Origin of the sequence: Acinetobacter proteolyticus (assembly GCF_000367945.1) — a bacterium.
In the GTDB taxonomy this organism is placed as follows: domain Bacteria; phylum Pseudomonadota; class Gammaproteobacteria; order Pseudomonadales; family Moraxellaceae; genus Acinetobacter; species Acinetobacter proteolyticus.
This window is the reverse complement of sequence record NZ_KB849179.1, coordinates 1,084,323-1,102,634: the sequence shown is the minus strand read 5'-3', so window position 1 is coordinate 1,102,634 and position 18,312 is coordinate 1,084,323. Positions and strand designations below refer to the sequence as shown.

Sequence of the window (18,312 nt, the reverse complement as noted above, 5' to 3'; positions counted from 1 at the left end):
AAAAGTTACAAATTCAAGTTAAATGTTAGAACCTGGCTGCCGTGAATTCAAATTCAAAATATTGTGGATAAACAAGCAGACGACATTTTAAGTCGCCTATTTGGTTGCGTTTGGTCGGAAATCAATCAATTGACGCGTTTAAACTGGAGTTTTTCAAAATTATTGAAAGTAGTTTAAGAAAATTAAAAATATAAAATACAGTGCAACAAATGCGCAAAATGGTGCTTTAACTTATTGATTTATATAGTGTATAAAAGCCTCTACGGAGGCTTTTTTTATGTAAGTGAAGACTTTATTAACTACATCACATTTTCATAATGTCATAAAACAGGATTACCCATCATATAACTGAAAATTTTGCTATAATTCTCGTAGTTTGATCATTTAGCCGAATCATAACGATGTCACAAATTTTAAAATTAGATGCTTTAAAACAAGCGCAAGTTTCGACTTCGCCATATCCTTACTTTGTTGTAGAAAATTCGATCGTAGATAGCGAAGTGAAAGCTGTTATTCAGGATTTCCCAAAAATTGAACAGGGTGGAAGCTATAATATTGAAGATGTTGAAATTAAGCCTAATTTTGATCGCTTTCTAAAATCACTGGATACCAAAGAATTTCGTCAAATTTTGACTGAAAAATTTGATGTGGATGTGATGGAACATCCAATGATGATCACTTTACGTGGTTATTCACGTCAAAAAGATGGTCGTATTCATTCTGACTCAAAAACCAAACTGCTGACCATCCTGATTTATTTGAATGAATCTTGGGATGCACCGACAGGTCGTCTACGCATTTTGAATGATGAAAAGAATATGGATGACTATGTGGCAGAAATCAATGCCGGACCAGGTACTCTGGTGGCATTTAAAGTCACTGATAATGGTTGGCATGGTTATGTACCTTATGAAGGTCAGCGCCAGTCAATTCAAATTAACTTCTTAACCAGCGATAAAGCCAATGCCAAGCATCGTTTTATCCATGGTTTAAGTGCTAAGATGAAAAAATTATTTGGTTAATTTTTTCTAAGCAGAAAAAAGGAGGTTTCATGCCTCCTTTTTTTAACTTTATTTTTAGGGATCTTGAGCAACAAGCTTATGTGTGCCAACTATAAACCATTAACCGTCGAGCAAGCTCAACAGCTTGGTTTACCTTTGATTCCATTTGAATATGGGGAAGAGGTTTACCCAAGTTATACTACCCCTTTGCTATTTAAATCGGAGCAAGGGCTGGAGTGGCGGGAAGTGTTATTTGGTTTGGTGCCCAAATGGTCAGAAGATACCAATATTTCCAAGCATACTTATAATGCTCGACATGAAACCATTTTTCAGAAGCCTAGTTTTGTAGAAGCTGCGAGCAAGTGTAAGTTTGGCGTGATTCCCGTGACCGAGTTTTATGAAAGTAAGTACGTTGATAATAAGCCGCAACGTTGGGCAGTCCGTCGCAAAGATGGAAAGGCTTTTTTTATTGCGGCTTTGTATGAGATCAGAAAACTGAATGATCAGGTGATTCGTTCAGCAAGCATGCTCACGATGGATGCCATAGATCACCCAATGATGAAGGATTTCCATGAACCAGGGGATGTAAAACGTTCCGTGGTGGTTATTCCGCATGAGCGTTTAGATGAATGGCTTAGCTTAAAACAACCTCATCTGCTTTATGATTTTATGCAAGGTTTTCCAGTAGAAGAGTTTGAATGTTCACATGTTCCCAAAGCCAAAATCGTAAAAATAACACCGCAACTGAATATGTTTGATTGAGCTTAATATTTGAGTTGATGAAATTAAAAAAGGCTTCCTGTTGGAAGCCTTTTTAAAATCAGTTGCTTAGCGTGCGAGATTTTTAAACATATGGCGTAAAATTTCCATGGTTTTTTCAATTTGCAGCGGTGTTAAACCATCAAAGGATTGTTCCAAAATAACAGAGGTTAGATCATTGATTTTAGTAATCATTTCCTGACCTTTGTCTGTTAGATAGACGCGAGTGATACGACCATCTTCTTTACACGAATAAGTATCGATATAACCTTCATCTTTTAGACGATAAACGATTTTGGTTGTGGTCGACATTTTGGAAATAACCATGTCTGATAACTCAGACACACTTGCATGAGGTTTGACATGCAGTGCGATTAAAATGCGGCGGCGAGAATTGTCTAGACCATATTTTTTGAGTACGTTATCAATATTTTGAACGTATTGAGCATTTACTTGAGAAATCCAGTAAAAAGGGAAGTCTTCCAGGTTAAATGAATCGGCTGTAGGTAAAAAACGCGCATATTTTTTTGGCATCACTTATTTCCTATACTTGCACAAGAAACTACTTCGAGCAGTTCCTAGATTCCATGAAATGTCTATAATTTGCCTGTTAAAAAAATCCCTTTCCTGATTTTTTTAGCATTCCATTTTTTAACAAATCTGTCCAAAGATAACGGTGAAATTATCTTTATTCTGAATGAATAAGTCATCATAAAATTCACATAAATCAGCTATTAATGATGTACTATCCAGTCGTCTTTCCCTTAAGGTTGTTCTACAGCTTTGTATCAATGCTAATTTGTAGAATAGTCCTATTGTAGAAAAAAAATACGATTTTTGACGTGACATTTTTATAATAATTTCTGTCTAAAATGTCATAAATATACGAAATCAATATATTTATAAAATAAATAAAGCTTAAAAAAATAGCGAATACAAATATTTGTCTTGATCAGTTGGTTAAAATATAGCACATAAAAAAATCAAAAAAAGTTGAATAAATACATTCTTTATCACATTTTCCGACGAAATTTAATCATTTCTCGTTGTTAGGACACCAGAATTAATTTTTAAATCGCTCAAGAAGTCATTGTAATAGCTGCAATGATGTAATGAGAGAGAAAATAAAATGCGAGAAGGACCTTTGATTTGAGAAAAAAAGACGCATCTAAACAGGATTACAGGTTTAGATGCGTAAAGTGCAAAGCTAGAAAGAGATCATTTGATTTAGATGCGGAGTTCATTTTCCATCAGTGGCCATAGTTTCTGATGCGATTTTTTAAACATCAGCATGTGCCCAATTTGCTTGTAGCCGTGTTGTTGAGGGTTAAGCTCAATCAATTTGGTTGGCGCATTCGGGTATAAACGTAGTAGATCTTTGACATTTGTCTGCGTAGCAATTTCATCATCACTGGCGCAGAACGATGTGATTGGGCATTGAATTTCTTGGTGATAATCTTCAAAAATAGTTTTGCCAATCGCATTCATGACATAGCCAGGTTTACTGCAAAACTCAGCCCATTGTTTTGCAACATTTTTAGGTAGATTTTCTCCCATGCCAATAAATTGCGTTGCGCCATAACCTTTCAAAAAGCTAGAAACAGGGAAAATAATGTTAAACATCACAGGCGCAAGAATTTTAGTTTTACCTTTCAAGCCTTTGACATGTCCTGTTGAGCCAGCAATCGCTAAAACCTTAGCAACTTTGTTATAGTTTGAAGTAATCCCAAGTAATTGCCCACCAGCACTATGCCCAACAATAATCACTTTTTCAGCTTGAGTTCGATCTAATAATGTCTCAATTGCGGCTGGGATATCATAAATTCCCCAGTCATTTATACTGGCAGTCGAGTCTTTCAATGGACCATGTAATGACTCACCAATCCCTCTGAAATCAAAGCTTAAAACATTATAACCTTGCTGGCTGAGCCAATCTGCGAAAGCATGATAGAAATTTTTAGTAATACCTGTTGCAGGACAAATCAGAATCGGATATGGCTTGCTTTGTCCATGCGCAGGGTAGAACTGAGCGGCAAGTTGATAATCATCTTTGCAACTCATCCAAAAAGATTCATAGCGATTCATTTGAAAGACACTCTTGTATATGCATAGTTCTACTTTACACAAGTTCTAAAAAGAAACTCGTTTAAAAAATGACTTAAAAGTCAAATTTTATGTAATATAGGCGCACAAAAGGAGCAAATCAATTTCGGGGATATATATGTTGGTTTTAAATACAGCAACACAGCTTGCGATTGTATTTGGTGGGATTTTTTTATGGGTGGGGATGCTCACTGGGGTTTGGAAATACTATCAAATTAGACATTCGGAGCTAGCTCGAGCACATTATTATGTGGATATTGCTCATCGTAGTAGCTTGCTTTATGCTGCTGCCAGTTTAATTTTAGCAGCATTGAGTTTCTTTACGGTTCTGTCTGATGCTTGGGCCTTGTTTTGCGTAGTGGCAAATTTATTCTTTTTTGCGATGTCGATTTTAATTTATATTTTGCATGGGTTATTAAAAGATACAACCAATCAATTCAAACAACCGCATCAAGTGGGGAGATGGACATTACCAGCTTGGTGTATGACATTGATGATGTTAAGTTTAATTATTGTTGAGTTGGGTGCCACAGGTATTTTAGTCGTCGGAACGATTGTTCAGTTTATGCATTAAAAAAATGGATGATCACTCATCCATTTTTCCTAAAGAATTTTTTTGACGCGCTGCACTTAACTGTCGAAACTTTCGATCGACGATCGCCCACATACAAAAGGCCAGAGATACAACCAATGCATAAGCAAAATATTCGGGTTTTAAATTACCTTTAATCGTGCCTTGAAATAACAACGTAACCATTAAGGCAAGCGTTGTTGTTGCATATAAGATCGAATCATTCGCCTTCAGAGCGTTAATGAAGACTTGCTTGTTGAAATGTATTGATAACATCTCCATCCCTCCTTGTTGTGACGACAAAACCATGTGTTTTTGTCTGAATTGTTTTTTAAGTTGTACTGCTATTTTCTGAGCATTTCAATAGCAAAAGGGGGTATTTTGAAAATAAATTTATGAATGTATTGATTTATATAACTTTTAAGTATTTTTTATATTAATTTATACTATTTTTTAGTTAAATATTAGTCATTATTTTTACATTTTGAAAAAACTAGCCGTCAAGATATTTTGTTGAAATAGTAGGTTTTAAGGGAAATGAAGAAGTAAAAGCTATTGTGGGCATTTCTAAGAAAAGAAAGATTTGTCGTAAACAAAAAATGAACGTTGGATAAAAGAACATTTTCTGTATATCTAAAATCATGTTTGGGTAAAACATCATTTTAACGACAAATCATTTTAATCTTTAGATGCTGTCACTCGATCAACCAAAATGGCAAAAACGAGAACGATGAGCGATGGAAGTAACCATGCAAGGTTCTGTTCGTTCAAGGGTAAATGCTGAATGAATGTTGGTAATAGTTCAGTAAAGCCAGCTGCTTTAATCGCTTCAATAATACCGAATAGGAAAGCAACCGCAGTCACAGAGCCAACCACGATAGAAGGATTGTTCCAACGCTTCCAGAAAAAGCTCAGCATAATCACAACAATTGCAGGAGGATAAATTGCACTGAGTACAGGAACTGATACTGCAATCAGCTTGGTTAAACCTAAATTGGAAATCAACAATGAAAAGCCAGTCAGGATAAAAACAAGCAATTTATAAGACAAGCCTGTCAATTCGGTAAAATATTCAGCACATGCACAGGTAAGGCCGATTGCGGTCACCATACAAGCAAGGAAAATTAAGATCGTTAAGAAATAAGATCCGTAATCACCAAAGGCGTGTTGTACATAAGCATGCAGAATGATTGCACCATTGGCTGCATTCGGCGCAACTTCATGACTACCTAAGCCAAGTTTGAATAAACTGATATAAACAAGCGTCAGTCCAACACCCGCAATCAAGCTTGCGATAATGGCATATTTGGTAATTAATTTAGCATCAGTCACACCACGTGATTGAATCGCTTGAATAATCACAATACCGAATACCAAAGCGCCCAAGGTGTCCATGGTCAAATAACCGCTTACAAAGCCTTCAGAAACTGGACTTGCAATATAGTGATTAACAGGAGCTGAGATTAGACCTGTTGGAATAGAAAATGCGGCGATACCTAAGATTGCCAAGGCAATAATTTTCAAAGGTGCCAATACATGACCAACAGTATCGAGTAGTTTGTTTGGATACAGTGACACTGCAGTCACAAAAGCAAAATAAACCACACTATAGATAAACAGACTGCTGCCAGATGTACCAAAGTAGGGTGCAAAGCCAATTTCATAAGAAACGGTTGCGGTACGTGGCGTTGCAAACAGTGGACCTACAGATAAGTAGCAGACAATCGTCAACAATAGGCTAAAGAAACGCCCGAGCGGAGAACTGATGATCTCGATTGAGCCTTTCATACGAGATAAGGCCATAATCGTAATTACAGGCAAACCAACAGCGGTAATTAAGAAACCGAAAGCAGCAAGCCAAACATGTTCACCAGCCTGCTGAGCAACGATTGGAGGAAAGATAATATTGCCTGCGCCAATAAATAACGCGAAGGTCATAAAACCTAAAGCAATGATATCTCCTGTACGAAGTTGATTCATAAAGAGGGAGGCATAAAATAAAAGTGCGAATTTTAGAACAAAAATGCGTTCTTTTGAAACTAATTTATGTGAAATTTGGTTGATTTTTGACTAAAAAGAAATGATTAAAATCATATAATTAGTAATGGTAAAGCTAATATGTTGAAAAGCTTTCCAAAACTCGGAAAATACAGAAAGATGTGAATTTTCCCAGATAAGGTCAATCGAATTTAAATATAAAAATAAAATGGTCTTTTAGTCTTAAATAGATTGAAGATTTCAATGGGAAGGCGTACAAATATTGAAATACTTTATGCAGTCCCCATATTAATTTTTCTGCATGTGATTTTAATCTGATTGATGAATAAGGAAAATCTCGAATGAGAGCTTCTACTGTGACCATTAAAACTGAACAAGATCTGGAGAAATTAAGAATCTCGGGTCGTTTAGCGGCACAAGTGTTGGAAATGATTGGCGCTTATATCAAGCCAGGTGTTTCAACTGAATATTTAGATGATATCTGTAATGATTATATTGTGAATACATTGCAGGTGATTCCTGCCAATGTTGGCTATCATGGTTTTACCAAGACCACCTGTATTTCAGTCAATGAAGAAGTTTGTCATGCGATTCCTTCTGCAAAAAAGATTTTGCAGGAGGGTGATATTTTAAATATTGATGTTGCTGTCATTAAAGATGGTTATTTTGGCGATACCAGCCGGATGTATTTTGTGGGTGAACCCAATCCAGAAGCCAAGAAACTGGTGGAAACAACCTATGAAGCCATGTTAGCTGGCATTCATAGCGTTAAACCCGGTGCAACCCTAGGTGATATTGGGCATGCGATTCAGTCTGTTGCGCATCGTGAAGGTTATAGCATCGTCCGTGAATACTGTGGACATGGTATTGGTCGTATATACCATGAGCAACCGAATATCCTGCATTATGGCCAGAAAGGTCAAGGCATGGTCTTGAAAAAAGGCATGGTGTTTACCATTGAACCGATGGTGAATGCGGGCAAACGCTATGTGAAAGAACTCAATGATGGCTGGACTGTAGTGACACAAGATAAGTCACTATCCGCTCAATGGGAACATATGGTTGCTGTAACAGATGACGGTTTTGAATTATTAACGCCATGGCCAAATGGCACAGGACATTATCCTGCTGTTTAAGCTACTCAAAAAGAAAAGCGCGATTTGTTAATCGCGCTTTTTTCTAGTTGAACATTGGGTCAGTTGCTCGACCAAATAATCAATGAAGACTCGTACTGCAGGAAGTAAACCACGACGTGAAGGATAAACGGCATGGAAAATACCATGTGGTGCAGTCCATTCAGGTAACACAGTTACCAGTTGTCCTGACTTAACGAAATCTTGGGCAATACTGTCTGGTAGTAACGCAATTCCGCAGTTTTGTGTTGCTAACTCTGCCAACATCAGGAGATTTGATCCCATAATCACAGGATTCACTTTAATCTTTTTCTGTTGTTGATCTGGGCCCGTAAGTAAGAACTGTTGATCCAGATGCTCTTCCGACATACTAATAATACGGTGTTCGGCCAGTTGTTCTGGACTGTTAAGATGACCAAATTCATTTAAATAGGCTTGACTGGCAAAAAGACGTTGTTCAATCGCTTCAAATTGGCGTAATACAAGGTTCGGATCATCATCCAATTTAGAACGCACTCGTAAAGCCAGATCAATTCCTTCGTTAATGACATCAACACGACGGTTGCTGATCATCATCTGAACCCGAACTTCAGGATATTTTTTCAAAAAGGCCGGTAGGATTTTTGCCATCTGGTTTTGTGCGATATCAACAGGCACACTTACTTTAATCACACCACGGGGTTGGCTGCTTAAATGATTGACCACATCGTGCGCTGCTTGCGCGGCATTCATCATCACTTGCGCATGGCGGTAGACATCCATGCCGATGTCTGTAACGGCAAAGTGACGCGAGCTACGTTGAATCAGACGTACACCCAATTGTTCTTCAAGATTATAAACTCTGCGGCTGAGTTTAGATTTAGGAATGTCAGTCGCACGTTCTGCGGCACTAAAGCCACCGTGCTCTACAACGAGCGCAAAGCAATAAAAATCATCTAAATCCGTTAGCATTACGCTATAAACTCCAGCTTCTTGTCATCAAGTAAAATTCATACAATCGTAATTATTAAACATTTTGGGCCAATAAAATATCTCTAACCTGTTTATATTCGTTCAATCGCTCAAAATCTTTGACTGTTGGCGATGAAATTCGAGACAAGTCCATATTGTCAGTGATATCTGCCAATTTCACAACACGTGCTAAAGGGTTTTGTACGGTTCGTTGCGCGGCCTGTATTCGAGATTCACCGTGTTGTTTGGTCAGTGCGAGGATTGCCTCGATAATGTGTGCTTGAAATCCCAGCATTTGTAAGTCTTCGATACTGGTATTGGTATCTTCCAAGACATCATGTAAAACAGCAATGATTTTGTGTTCAATACTGGGTACATTCAGCATTACTCTGAGCGGGTGTAAAATATAGGGTGCATTGGCTTTATCAACTTGGCCTTCATGTTGTTTTGCTGCGAATGCAATGGCTTGTTCAAGTGTTGCCATCAACTGAATCCTCCTATGCAAGATAGATTAGCGCGTCATATTCTTTTAAACTAACTGAAATTTTTAACGCTTTATTATTATGTCATATCAACTCATCAACATTGTCGATGCGAGCCAAAACATTGTATGTCCTTATTGCCAGCATGCTGTCCTCGACTGGGATCAGGAGCAATATATTCAACCGTGTGAGCATACGGTATTCATGGCAATGGATTTGGGCTTTGAGTTTATCGCAGATCGTTTTGAAGAAGTTTTACCACAATCTGTCGATGAAATTCATGAAGATCCGAACATGAATATTTTTGCCAGTGTGACCCAAGCAAATTATCCTGATTTACATATTTATAAGGCTGATTTGGGGGTAGAAGGGATGTTCCGCTATGTTGGTTTTAGTCCCAACTAAAACTTTTCCAATAAAAAAGCCAATCAATTGATTGGCTTTCTGCTTTACAGCTTATGCTTCAGGAGCAGGGCTGTACTGTTCAACTAATGGCTTTAATTCGCCATTTTGGAACATTTCAAGCATGATATCGCTACCACCGATTAACTCGCCATTGATCCATAACTGTGGGAAAGTAGGCCAGTTTGCAATTTGTGGTAAAGTTGCACGAATATCTTGATTTTCCAAAATATTTACATAGGCAAATGGACGACCAATTTGGCTAAGTGCTTCTACTGCACGAGCAGAAAAACCACATTGCGGGAATTGTGGAGTGCCTTTCATGTAAAGTAAAACAGGGTGTTTCGCAATTTGATCACGAATTAACGCTACTGTATCACGCGCTTGTTCCGTCATAGATAGATCCTCTACTAATCTCCCTGCATTATACCTAAAAAAAAGCGCGGCGGAGGATTGCAAAAGATTTTTCTTATATAAATGTGACTTTAGGCTTTCAATCTACGCAAGTTTTTGCTTATATAACTTTTTTCACCACAACTAATGATAGATTGAGTTTGTTATGACTAATATCACTCTTGCTCCTGTGCAACCTGATCAACCATCACATCTTATGGCGACCTATGGCCGTCAAGCGATCAGCTTTGTACGAGGACGAGGGGCGTATTTATATACGGCAGATGGCACAGAATATTTAGATGCGCTTACAGGGATTGCGGTATGTGGCCTAGGCCATGCACATCCTGTGATTGCTGAGGCGATTGCTGAACAGGCTGCGACATTGGTACATACCAGTAATTTATTTGAAATTCCTTGGCAAACGGCGGCAGCACAAAAACTGGCTGAAGTTTCAGGCATGCAAGAAATTTTCTTTTCTAATAGCGGTGCGGAATCAAATGAAGGTGCCATCAAAATTGCACGAAAGTTTGGAGCTCAACAAGGCATTGCCAATCCTAAAATTTTAGTAGCTGAACAATCATTCCATGGTCGTACTTTGGCAACCTTATCTGCAACAGGTAATAAAAAAGTTCAGGAAGGTTTTGCACCATTGGTTGAAGGTTTTATTCGCGTACCATTTGGTGACGTTGAAGCAATTCAAGAAGCAGCCATCAACCATCCAGAAATTGTTGCGATTCTGATTGAACCAATTCAAGGTGAAGGTGGTGTGAATACAGCGCCGCAAGGTTTTAGTTATCTGGATGATGTTCGCGCTTTATGTAATCAACATAACTGGTTGATGATGCTGGATGAAATTCAAACAGGGAATGGTCGTACAGGTAAATATTTTGCTTATCAACATACCAATATTGTTCCTGATGTGATGACCACGGCCAAAGGTCTGGGGAATGGTTTCCCTATTGGCGCTGTGATGACGCAAGGCAAAGCCGTTGGTTTACTTGGTGCGGGCAGTCATGGTTCGACCTATGGCGGAACGGTCTTAGGTTCGCGTGTAGTTTATACTGTATTGGATACACTTGAGAAAGAGAAGGCAGTTGAAAATGCTGCAGTAGTCGGTGCTTATATTGTTGATCAATTAAGCGCGCAATTGACTGATTACAATGTGCAAGTACGCGGTTTTGGCATGATGATCGGTATTCAATTACCAAAAGACTGTGCTGAGCTGGTTGCAATCGCACGTGATGAATATCACTTGATTGTCAATGTTACTGCAGGTTCAGTGGTTCGTTTATTACCGCCGCTAAATATGACACAAGCACAAGCAGATGAATTGTTAAAACGTCTTGTGCCTGCCATTCAAAACTTCCTCAAAGCTTAATTAATCAATACCTAATAAAAAAGGGCAATGAATTTGCCCTTTTTTATGTCTGATTAAATCTTTAACCAGAGATATATTGTTGCAGCTGTTCAATCAGAATACGTTGATCATCCATTGCAGCTTTAACCAAATCACCAATGGAGATAAAACCGACTAGCTTCTCTTGATCAAGTACAGGTAAATGACGTAAATGACGATCAGTCATAAGGTTAAGACATTCTTCTACCGTATGGTTTAAACCGACTGAGATTACTTTTGAAGTCATAATATCAGCGACAGGCGTATTATTTGAAGAACGCTCCATCAAGGCAATTTTACGGGTATAGTCACGTTCAGAGAAAATCCCGACGACTTTCTCTTCTTCGGCAACGACTAAAGCACCGACTCCTTTATCTGCCATAATTTTAATTGCTTCAAGTACAGTCGCATTCGGTGAAATGGTGAAAATTGATTGTACTGCTTTATTCTTGATGACTTGAGCAACGATTGTCATTGTTTATCCACCTGTGTTGTATTGTCATTTTCATTTAACTTAACGGTATTTTTTTTAATTGCAAAGTCCTAATTTCTCTTCAATGATAACTTTTTCTCATGAATGCCTAAAAAGTCATCATTGTCAGGCCATGAATGACTAAGCTGTCGCCGTGGCTTGATGTGGCATAAAGAAGAAATGCTGCATTTGCTGGGTTGAAAGTTTAAATTTTCGGTGCGAAGAGTTGAATAAAGCAGGTTCAACCTGTAAACGAGTTAAGGTCGGAAGCAAGGATTCATGAAAATCTTTCGGCGTAATTTTACGTGGTGTGTAGTTTTTCCAGTGTGCTTTTGCGTAGCGATGGGCTTGAACACCGTTGAGCCAGAAAGGGAATACATGACCGTCTTGATCTGATTTGATGGCCCAACCTTGATGGTACAGACCCCAAAGAACACCACAATACATCATTGTTTTTAGAATTGAAATTTTAATCATCAACTCACGTGAGACTGGTTGGAAATGGTTAAAACGGTGCATGTTATTAAACTAATATTCTTAAACTTATGTTTTATTATAAGAAATATAGATGGCAATTATGTTTAAACAATTGATCTAAATCGTAAGCAAATATTGTTGGTATCAATAACTGTCCTAGAGCAAAGCACTTATAGTTTTGACGAAGCGCAAGTTAGACAATAGGGAAGAATGAGGTCAATAGGGTTTATACAGGTATTAAAAAACGCCACCTGAGCAAGACAAAGCGATGAAGCTTTGACGTAGCGCAAGTCAGAAATATGAAAGGATAATGTTAATACGTTTTACACAGGTATTAAAAAACGCCACCTAAGTGACGTCTCTTTAAGCTTGTAAGGTTGCCATCTTTTGCCAATATTGGGCCTTCAAGGAATCACGTTCGACTCGGAAGCCTTGATAATACAACTCTGCTAAAAATAATGCCGCTTTACCGTGACCTGCTTTAGCTACTTCCTCTAGCTCTTTTACTGCATCTTGGAAGTTTTTTTGCGATTGAATTGTATTGACCGCATTCGCATATACATGCTCTAGTTCATGGTGTGTAAATTGTTGAATCATATAATAACTCCTTATTTTAATTATGATTACCGCAAATTCTATTCAAAGATACTCTACTTTGAATTTAAGCTACTTTAACTCTGAATTATTAAAGTAATATGACAAATTGATGGAAATGTCAAATATATTTAGTATCTTTGCGTAAATAAAAGCTTACACGATTAAACATTAACCACAAATAATTTTAAGTAAAATCAAAGTGAGAATAAGAGAAAAGGAGAATAACATGTCAAATGTCATTGATGGCGTAACTGTAGACGTTCCACCATTAGAAAGTCAGATCATTGCCTTAGCTCATCATCATCGCCAATTGCTTGATGAAGCCATTTTCCATCAAGAAATCCACTTGGGTGACTACTGCTTAGCACAGCGTAAACGAGTTTATGATTTTGCCAGTCATTTAAGTCCAGAGCAAAAAGATCAGTTTTATCGGATCTATGATGGCGAATTAAAAAATATTGCAGATGATGATGAACTGCATCCTGCTGATGCCGAAAGTGGTGTAGGTATGTTTGCCATTTTTATTACCTTGGTCATCATTGCTTTTATCTTGTATTTCGCTTTTGTTCGTTCACTTATTAGTTAATCACTACAAAGTGATATACGTTCAATAAGTTGTGGAATTGTGACTTATTGAACGTTGTACTTGTTCTAAGTGAATCAGAGACATACACTACCTCTAACTCGAGGTAGGTTATGTTGTCTATAATTTCTAAGCATAAAGTGATGCAATCCAAATTAGGATTCAAATTAGACCAATTTTATAATGTTTTGGTCGGTATTATTATTTTGTCTATATTTATACTCGCGTATAACGCATTACAACGTCCGATCAATACTTTGCAATACCAAAAAATAGTTCAATACGCACAGCAAGCCAGTCATCCGAGGACACAACATTTGGCTGAAGAAGTGTTAACACATGCTTTAATTCGCCGTGTTGACTACCTCAAATTATTAAATGCGTATCAATTTGAGTCGAATCGGATTAAACAATATCCTGCGATGGCAAAAGAAGATGAATGAGATTTAAGCGACTCATTTCTATTGATAAATGAATGGCTTGCCGTGATCGGGAAAACGAAATCAATTTATGCTAGACTGACCGTCTTTTTAAAAGCTGCTTTAATCTCAAGGAATCGACATGCAACAGCAATCGAATATGCAAAATAAATTCTTGATAAATGCTGATATCGGCGATGACGATGTCACATTGCCGAGTTTGCCTGCTGTCGATGTTCCCATTATAGAGCCAGTTGTACAGCCAACAGTTGAAACGCCTGTAGTTGCATCAGTTGCCGAGCAACCTGCAGCTGTTGAAGAAGAAACCAAATCAACAGGCTTCTTTGGTCGCATGAAAGATGGTTTGACTAAAACCCGTCGTAGTTTTACCGATGGCATGGTCAATATCTTAATCGGTGGGAAAGAGATTGATGATGAATTATTGGAAGAAGTTGAAGAGCAGTTATTGGTTGCAGACATTGGTGTAGATGCGACTAAAACTATTATTGCAAACCTGACTGAACGAACAGCACGTGGTGATTTGATCTATTCACATGCGTTGTATAAAGCATTGCAAGAAGAATTGGTAGCTTTGCTTGCACCGCGTGTTAAACCCTTACATATTGATCCAAATAAATCACCGTATGTGATTCTGATGGTCGGTGTAAATGGTGTTGGTAAAACCACAACCATTGGTAAATTGGCTAAGCGTTTACAAGGTGAAGGCAAGAAAGTGATGTTGGCGGCAGGTGATACCTTCCGTGCTGCGGCAACAGAACAATTGCAAATTTGGGGTGATCGTAATGATATCCCAGTTGTGGCTCAAGGTCATGGCGCGGATAGTGCTTCAGTTATTTTTGACGCTTTTGAAAGTGCGCGTGCGAAAGGTATTGATGTCTTGATCGCAGATACTGCGGGGCGTTTGCAGAACAAAGCCAACTTGATGGAAGAGTTGAAAAAAGTAAAGCGTGTGATGCAAAAGATTGATGCAACTGCACCGCATGAGATTATGCTGATTGTGGATGCGGGCACAGGTCAAAATGCGATTAACCAAGTGCAACTGTTTGATGAAGCTGTTGGCTTAACAGGGATTACCATTACCAAGCTTGATGGTACCGCAAAAGGTGGCGTGTTATTTAATATTGCAAGTCGTACTCATGTACCGATTCGTTATATCGGTGTAGGTGAGAAAATTGATGATTTGCGTCCTTTCTCCGCAAAATCATTCGTTGCTGCATTGTTTGAAACCGATAAGTAACTCAATGGTGTTAAAAAAGACTCCACGATATGTGGAGTTTTTTATTTCCAATAGAAAATAAGACTGTTTCAAAAATAAAACGATCTGTCATGTTTTTTAGGCTATTCCTAAAAAATGCGTCGTTATACACTACATTCAATCCAAGATAACGGCCCATAGGCCACATAGGTAGGAATAACAAGATGAGCAACTTCTTAAATAGCATTAAATCACGCCGTACCATTTATGCAATTGGTAAAAATCTTACTGTTGACCAAACCAAAGTTGAAGAAACCATCCGTGAAGCTGTAAAACACAGCCCATCATCATTCAACTCGCAAACTTCACGTGTTGTGACTTTGTATGGTGAGTCTCATGTTAAATTCTGGGAAATCGTACGTGAAACTTTGCGTAAAATGGTACCAGCAGAAGCATTTGCAAATACAAGTGCAAAAATTGATAGCTTTGCAGCTGGTTTTGGTACAGCGTTATTCTATGAAGATCAAGATGTTGTAAAAGGCTTACAAGAGCAATTTGCATTATATGCTGATAACTTCCCAGTATGGTCAGAACATTCAAGTGCAATCGCTCAGTTCGCAACATGGACTGCTTTATCTGAAATTGGTGTGGGTGCATCATTACAGCACTACAACCCAATTGTTGATGCAGAAGTTGCGGAAACTTTTGATATTCCTGCAAACTGGAAATTACGCGCTCAGCTTGTATTCGGTTCAATCGAAGCAGCAGCAGGCGAAAAAACGTATATGGATGATGCAGCGCGCTTCAAAACTTTTAACTAAGTTAAAAGCAGCATCAATGAAAGAGCACTTTTGAGTGCTCTTTTTTATGTGAATTGCAATATTCACCCAAATTAAAATTGATTCAATAAAGACTTGCCAGAATAATATTCGTAAAGAACAAAAGAAAAGATCTATGAATGTTCAATCTATAGAAAATCAGCGACTGATAAAGGCAGGTCTATTCGGGGAAATTTTTCTTTAAACAAACTTGACCGTGCGTAGGATAAGCGCTATTGCTATATTATCGTGGTCAAAGTTTAAGTAGATCACGTAAATTAAAGCTCATCAAATGGTGGACTTTTTTGTTGTCTTGTTATTTTCATAATAGTTTGCTTTTATTGTAGTTCGGATTAATAGGAACTCATCATGAAAGAAGCAATAGAACAATATCGTCAAGAACGAGCAACATTAGAACATGAGATTTCAGATTTCCTTGAGAAGAAATTTGCAGAATTCAAAGACAAGACAGGTGCTGAAGTCATCCACCTTGAGGTAGAGTTTGATTCCACTGATGATGAAGATGCAGAATTCTTTATTTCGAGTGTGTTTATCGGAACTGATCTTTAATTGAATCAAGAGATAAAAACCTCCTTCGGGAGGTTTTCTTTGTTTGTGATATTTACTTTACTTTTGAAGCAAAAAATAATCAAAACAATAGCATCATCAAACGTTGTGAGTGCGCGTTATGATTTAACCGATTAATCATAAGCTTTTGTTTTTAATGTTTTATTTGAAATTATTTAGAATAAATAATAAAATATACACTTGTCTTTATTTGTTTTGTGTTGAGTGTTTTGGTGAAAAAAATAGTAATTCTTTTTATAAGTACGGTAATTTGCGGTTCGGTGTATAGTGCAGATGATATCTTCAATAAAGATAAATCACTTTTAATTCTAAATAATGAAGCACCTCATAAAGAGATCGCTAATAGTAGTGAACAATTTGATTTTTTTGAATCAATGAAGCAACAAGAACAAGATCGTATCAATCAACGCAATTATGAATTAGAGCAAGCGCATGTAGCAGAACAGCATACATCGAATATGAGCCCTCATGATAAGTCTCAATATTATTTGGAACATAGACATTTCGATGCTTTGAATGCACAAGCACATCAGCAACAGTTCAACTCAATTTTGAAGGCCAAGAACAGAGGTTTAATGTCTGAAAAAGATTATCAGCAAAAAATTGCGAAACATAACTCGGTGCCATTGGATCAGAGAAATAATCAACTTAAATTCTCAATCCCAATTGGGGAATAAGTCAGTTAACGGCAAAGCTCATCAAAAGATGGGCTTTTTTGTTGTCAGGAAGCTATATTTATTTTTAGGTCAGGTTTAATCCACCATCAGAAATTAGAATTTCTCCTGTCAGGTAATCTGAAGTTGCTAGCATTGCCACTAAATGAGCAATATCATCTGGTTCAGCCGCTTTACGCATAGGCGAACGTTCACTCCATAGCTGATGAGTAGACTTCCAATTTTTTGTTAAAGGCGTATTGACTAAACCTGGAGCAATTGCGTTTACTCGAATATCTGGAGCAAGCGATAGCGCAAGTAAGCGAGTCATATGGTTTAGTGCGGCTTTGGATGTTGCATAGGGTATAGAAGCTCCCTTTGGGCGTATGCCAGCGTGTGAGCTAATATTTATGATGCAAGCAGATCGCCCATGTTGTGCTGATTTTCTCAAAGCAACTTCTGCTTCAGCGATGAGCCTAAATGGCGCTACGACATTGACTTCATGTAATTCATGCCAGATGTCTGGTGATGCGGCCATTAAGTCATCATGCGGAATAATACAACTAACCCCCGCATTGTTGACCAGAATATCAAGCCGACCTCTCCATGATACAGCCTCATGAATAAGTCTTATCCTATCTTCATCTTTTGATAGTTCTGCTTGGATGTAAATTGCATTTCCTAATTCAGCAGCTAAGGCAAGTCCAGTTCTGGTAGAACTGCGTGAATGAATAACCAATGCATAACCATCTTTAGAAAGTCTGCGAGCTATCGCGGCACCAATTCCAGAAGTAGAGCCAGTGACCAGTGCAACAGGTAAGATATTACTTAAAGTTTTATTCAAAAAATTGTTCTCTATTAAATTGATAATTCGTTTTTGGTCGAAATATAGACTCATTAGTATATATTTTATTCGCTTATTTATAACGTATGATCTATTAAAAAGGCATATTTTATGAAAAAAACTAGGTTTATTAATTTTCCTAACTGCTTCAACTTCTATTTTTGCAGATGAGAATCATGTGCTGCGATTGTTACATTTCAGGCAATTAAAAACTCAGTTGAAGGGAAGGGTTCTTAGTCAATCTCAACAGGAACTGCTTATTTAAGCGGTTTTTTACGTTTTAGATTGAAACTTTTTCCTTTCAAATCAATATAATTTTCAAATAGATCTGAGATCAAAATGATCAATTTAGGTATAATCATAACTAGCAGCTTTGCTCATGTTTTGCAGAATTTTGCAGCAAGACAATTCTTAATGATATATTTGTTTTATAAAACAAAATGTTAGATAAAG

The 18,312-nt window shown here is 37.6% G+C and carries 23 protein-coding genes; 12 read left to right on the top strand and 11 right to left on the bottom strand.

The window, feature by feature from the left end; translation table 11 throughout:
* Positions 1-401: 401 nt before the first annotated feature.
* Both F993_RS11570 and F993_RS11575 read left to right on the top strand, forming a co-directional pair.
* Positions 402-1,022 (top strand): 2OG-Fe(II) oxygenase, encoded by a 621-nt coding sequence (locus tag F993_RS11570; protein ID WP_004653792.1) that lies wholly within the window; start codon positions 402-404, stop codon positions 1,020-1,022.
* A 78-nt stretch (positions 1,023-1,100) separates the two neighbouring features.
* Positions 1,101-1,763, top strand: coding sequence for an SOS response-associated peptidase (locus F993_RS11575; RefSeq protein ID WP_004653791.1), 663 nt, complete (start codon positions 1,101-1,103; stop codon positions 1,761-1,763).
* Positions 1,764-1,829: 66 nt separating this feature from the next.
* Here the strand turns inward: F993_RS11575 and F993_RS11580 are convergent, their stop codons facing one another.
* Positions 1,830-2,294: a MarR family winged helix-turn-helix transcriptional regulator gene (locus tag F993_RS11580; RefSeq protein ID WP_004653790.1), complete on the bottom strand. Its 465-nt coding sequence runs from the start codon at positions 2,292-2,294 to the stop codon at positions 1,830-1,832.
* 693 nt (positions 2,295-2,987) lie between these two features.
* On the bottom strand, positions 2,988-3,845 hold the full coding sequence (locus tag F993_RS11585) for an alpha/beta hydrolase family protein (protein WP_004653789.1): 858 nt from the start codon (positions 3,843-3,845) through the stop codon (positions 2,988-2,990).
* A 136-nt stretch (positions 3,846-3,981) separates the two neighbouring features.
* Here F993_RS11585 and F993_RS11590 point away from each other — a divergent pair, with 136 nt between their 5' ends.
* A complete protein-coding gene (locus F993_RS11590; RefSeq protein ID WP_004653788.1) occupies positions 3,982-4,437 on the top strand; it encodes a hypothetical protein in 456 nt (151 codons plus the stop codon).
* Between the two features lie 12 nt (positions 4,438-4,449).
* Here F993_RS11590 and F993_RS11595 read toward each other — a convergent pair whose 3' ends face one another.
* Positions 4,450-4,710, bottom strand: a complete 261-nt coding sequence (locus tag F993_RS11595) for a hypothetical protein (RefSeq protein ID WP_004653787.1) — start codon at positions 4,708-4,710, stop codon at positions 4,450-4,452.
* 402 nt (positions 4,711-5,112) lie between these two features.
* Positions 5,113-6,414, bottom strand: a complete 1,302-nt coding sequence (brnQ, locus tag F993_RS11600) for a branched-chain amino acid transport system II carrier protein (RefSeq protein ID WP_004653786.1) — start codon at positions 6,412-6,414, stop codon at positions 5,113-5,115.
* A 359-nt stretch (positions 6,415-6,773) separates the two neighbouring features.
* Between brnQ and map the strand changes: the two genes are divergently transcribed.
* Positions 6,774-7,568, top strand: coding sequence for a type I methionyl aminopeptidase (map, locus tag F993_RS11605; RefSeq protein WP_004653785.1), 795 nt, complete (start codon positions 6,774-6,776; stop codon positions 7,566-7,568).
* Between the two features lie 27 nt (positions 7,569-7,595).
* On the opposite strand, the gene F993_RS11610 is transcribed toward map, so the two are convergent.
* Both F993_RS11610 and F993_RS11615 read right to left on the bottom strand, forming a co-directional pair.
* A complete protein-coding gene (locus F993_RS11610) occupies positions 7,596-8,516 on the bottom strand; it encodes a LysR family transcriptional regulator (RefSeq protein WP_004653784.1) in 921 nt (306 codons plus the stop codon).
* A 55-nt stretch (positions 8,517-8,571) separates the two neighbouring features.
* Entirely contained in the window at positions 8,572-9,000 is a 429-nt protein-coding gene (locus F993_RS11615; RefSeq protein ID WP_004653783.1) for an HD domain-containing protein, read from the bottom strand.
* Positions 9,001-9,079: 79 nt separating this feature from the next.
* On the opposite strand from F993_RS11615, the gene F993_RS11620 reads away from it, so the two are divergent.
* Entirely contained in the window at positions 9,080-9,403 is a 324-nt protein-coding gene (locus F993_RS11620) for a hypothetical protein (RefSeq protein ID WP_004653781.1), read from the top strand.
* 51 nt (positions 9,404-9,454) lie between these two features.
* Here the strand turns inward: F993_RS11620 and grxD are convergent, their stop codons facing one another.
* Positions 9,455-9,796: a Grx4 family monothiol glutaredoxin gene (gene grxD, locus F993_RS11625; protein WP_004639270.1), complete on the bottom strand. Its 342-nt coding sequence runs from the start codon at positions 9,794-9,796 to the stop codon at positions 9,455-9,457.
* Positions 9,797-9,959: 163 nt separating this feature from the next.
* Between grxD and F993_RS11630 the strand changes: the two genes are divergently transcribed.
* The gene (locus tag F993_RS11630) at positions 9,960-11,174 is read left to right on the top strand and encodes an aspartate aminotransferase family protein (RefSeq protein ID WP_004653780.1); all 1,215 of its coding nucleotides are present in this window, start codon (positions 9,960-9,962) and stop codon (positions 11,172-11,174) included.
* Positions 11,175-11,235: 61 nt separating this feature from the next.
* On the opposite strand, the gene F993_RS11635 is transcribed toward F993_RS11630, so the two are convergent.
* The 3 genes from F993_RS11635 to F993_RS11645 form a co-directional block, all read right to left on the bottom strand.
* Positions 11,236-11,667, bottom strand: a complete 432-nt coding sequence (locus tag F993_RS11635; protein WP_004653779.1) for a CBS domain-containing protein — start codon at positions 11,665-11,667, stop codon at positions 11,236-11,238.
* A gap of 138 nt (positions 11,668-11,805) precedes the next feature.
* Complete coding sequence (locus tag F993_RS11640; RefSeq protein WP_004653778.1) at positions 11,806-12,183, bottom strand: DUF2750 domain-containing protein; 378 nt, start codon at positions 12,181-12,183, stop codon at positions 11,806-11,808.
* 321 nt (positions 12,184-12,504) lie between these two features.
* Positions 12,505-12,738 (bottom strand): SEL1-like repeat protein, encoded by a 234-nt coding sequence (locus tag F993_RS11645; protein WP_004653777.1) that lies wholly within the window; start codon positions 12,736-12,738, stop codon positions 12,505-12,507.
* Positions 12,739-12,964: 226 nt separating this feature from the next.
* Between F993_RS11645 and F993_RS11650 the strand changes: the two genes are divergently transcribed.
* From F993_RS11650 to F993_RS11675, 6 genes are all read left to right on the top strand, one after another.
* Entirely contained in the window at positions 12,965-13,324 is a 360-nt protein-coding gene (locus F993_RS11650; RefSeq protein WP_004653776.1) for a hypothetical protein, read from the top strand.
* A 110-nt stretch (positions 13,325-13,434) separates the two neighbouring features.
* A complete protein-coding gene (locus tag F993_RS11655; protein WP_004653774.1) occupies positions 13,435-13,764 on the top strand; it encodes a hypothetical protein in 330 nt (109 codons plus the stop codon).
* A 118-nt stretch (positions 13,765-13,882) separates the two neighbouring features.
* The gene (ftsY, locus tag F993_RS11660; protein WP_004653773.1) at positions 13,883-14,998 is read left to right on the top strand and encodes a signal recognition particle-docking protein FtsY; all 1,116 of its coding nucleotides are present in this window, start codon (positions 13,883-13,885) and stop codon (positions 14,996-14,998) included.
* A gap of 182 nt (positions 14,999-15,180) precedes the next feature.
* Entirely contained in the window at positions 15,181-15,777 is a 597-nt protein-coding gene (locus F993_RS11665; RefSeq protein ID WP_004653772.1) for a nitroreductase family protein, read from the top strand.
* A 366-nt stretch (positions 15,778-16,143) separates the two neighbouring features.
* Positions 16,144-16,344 (top strand): hypothetical protein, encoded by a 201-nt coding sequence (locus F993_RS11670; RefSeq protein ID WP_004653771.1) that lies wholly within the window; start codon positions 16,144-16,146, stop codon positions 16,342-16,344.
* Between the two features lie 230 nt (positions 16,345-16,574).
* Positions 16,575-17,039, top strand: coding sequence for a hypothetical protein (locus F993_RS11675; protein WP_004653770.1), 465 nt, complete (start codon positions 16,575-16,577; stop codon positions 17,037-17,039).
* A 64-nt stretch (positions 17,040-17,103) separates the two neighbouring features.
* On the opposite strand, the gene F993_RS11680 is transcribed toward F993_RS11675, so the two are convergent.
* On the bottom strand, positions 17,104-17,913 hold the full coding sequence (locus F993_RS11680) for an SDR family NAD(P)-dependent oxidoreductase (RefSeq protein WP_004653769.1): 810 nt from the start codon (positions 17,911-17,913) through the stop codon (positions 17,104-17,106).
* Between the last annotated feature and the right edge of the window lie 399 nt (positions 17,914-18,312).

Excerpts from the sequence above, each read along its gene's own strand:
- F993_RS11570 (WP_004653792.1), top strand. The coding sequence starts at position 402 with ATGTCACAAATTTTAAAATTAGATGCTTTAAAACAAGCGCAAGTTTCG.
- F993_RS11575 (WP_004653791.1), top strand. The coding sequence starts at position 1,101 with ATGTGTGCCAACTATAAACCATTAACCGTCGAGCAAGCTCAACAGCTT.
- F993_RS11580 (WP_004653790.1), bottom strand. The coding sequence starts at position 2,294 with ATGCCAAAAAAATATGCGCGTTTTTTACCTACAGCCGATTCATTTAAC.
- F993_RS11585 (WP_004653789.1), bottom strand. The coding sequence starts at position 3,845 with ATGAATCGCTATGAATCTTTTTGGATGAGTTGCAAAGATGATTATCAA.
- F993_RS11590 (WP_004653788.1), top strand. The coding sequence starts at position 3,982 with ATGTTGGTTTTAAATACAGCAACACAGCTTGCGATTGTATTTGGTGGG.
- F993_RS11595 (WP_004653787.1), bottom strand. The coding sequence starts at position 4,710 with ATGTTATCAATACATTTCAACAAGCAAGTCTTCATTAACGCTCTGAAG.
- brnQ (WP_004653786.1), bottom strand. The coding sequence starts at position 6,414 with ATGAATCAACTTCGTACAGGAGATATCATTGCTTTAGGTTTTATGACC.
- map (WP_004653785.1), top strand. The coding sequence starts at position 6,774 with ATGAGAGCTTCTACTGTGACCATTAAAACTGAACAAGATCTGGAGAAA.
- F993_RS11610 (WP_004653784.1), bottom strand. The coding sequence starts at position 8,516 with ATGCTAACGGATTTAGATGATTTTTATTGCTTTGCGCTCGTTGTAGAG.
- F993_RS11615 (WP_004653783.1), bottom strand. The coding sequence starts at position 9,000 with ATGGCAACACTTGAACAAGCCATTGCATTCGCAGCAAAACAACATGAA.
- F993_RS11620 (WP_004653781.1), top strand. The coding sequence starts at position 9,080 with ATGTCATATCAACTCATCAACATTGTCGATGCGAGCCAAAACATTGTA.
- grxD (WP_004639270.1), bottom strand. The coding sequence starts at position 9,796 with ATGACGGAACAAGCGCGTGATACAGTAGCGTTAATTCGTGATCAAATT.
- F993_RS11630 (WP_004653780.1), top strand. The coding sequence starts at position 9,960 with ATGACTAATATCACTCTTGCTCCTGTGCAACCTGATCAACCATCACAT.
- F993_RS11635 (WP_004653779.1), bottom strand. The coding sequence starts at position 11,667 with ATGACAATCGTTGCTCAAGTCATCAAGAATAAAGCAGTACAATCAATT.
- F993_RS11640 (WP_004653778.1), bottom strand. The coding sequence starts at position 12,183 with ATGCACCGTTTTAACCATTTCCAACCAGTCTCACGTGAGTTGATGATT.
- F993_RS11645 (WP_004653777.1), bottom strand. The coding sequence starts at position 12,738 with ATGATTCAACAATTTACACACCATGAACTAGAGCATGTATATGCGAAT.
- F993_RS11650 (WP_004653776.1), top strand. The coding sequence starts at position 12,965 with ATGTCAAATGTCATTGATGGCGTAACTGTAGACGTTCCACCATTAGAA.
- F993_RS11655 (WP_004653774.1), top strand. The coding sequence starts at position 13,435 with ATGTTGTCTATAATTTCTAAGCATAAAGTGATGCAATCCAAATTAGGA.
- ftsY (WP_004653773.1), top strand. The coding sequence starts at position 13,883 with ATGCAACAGCAATCGAATATGCAAAATAAATTCTTGATAAATGCTGAT.
- F993_RS11665 (WP_004653772.1), top strand. The coding sequence starts at position 15,181 with ATGAGCAACTTCTTAAATAGCATTAAATCACGCCGTACCATTTATGCA.
- F993_RS11670 (WP_004653771.1), top strand. The coding sequence starts at position 16,144 with ATGAAAGAAGCAATAGAACAATATCGTCAAGAACGAGCAACATTAGAA.
- F993_RS11680 (WP_004653769.1), bottom strand. The coding sequence starts at position 17,913 with ATGAGTCTATATTTCGACCAAAAACGAATTATCAATTTAATAGAGAAC.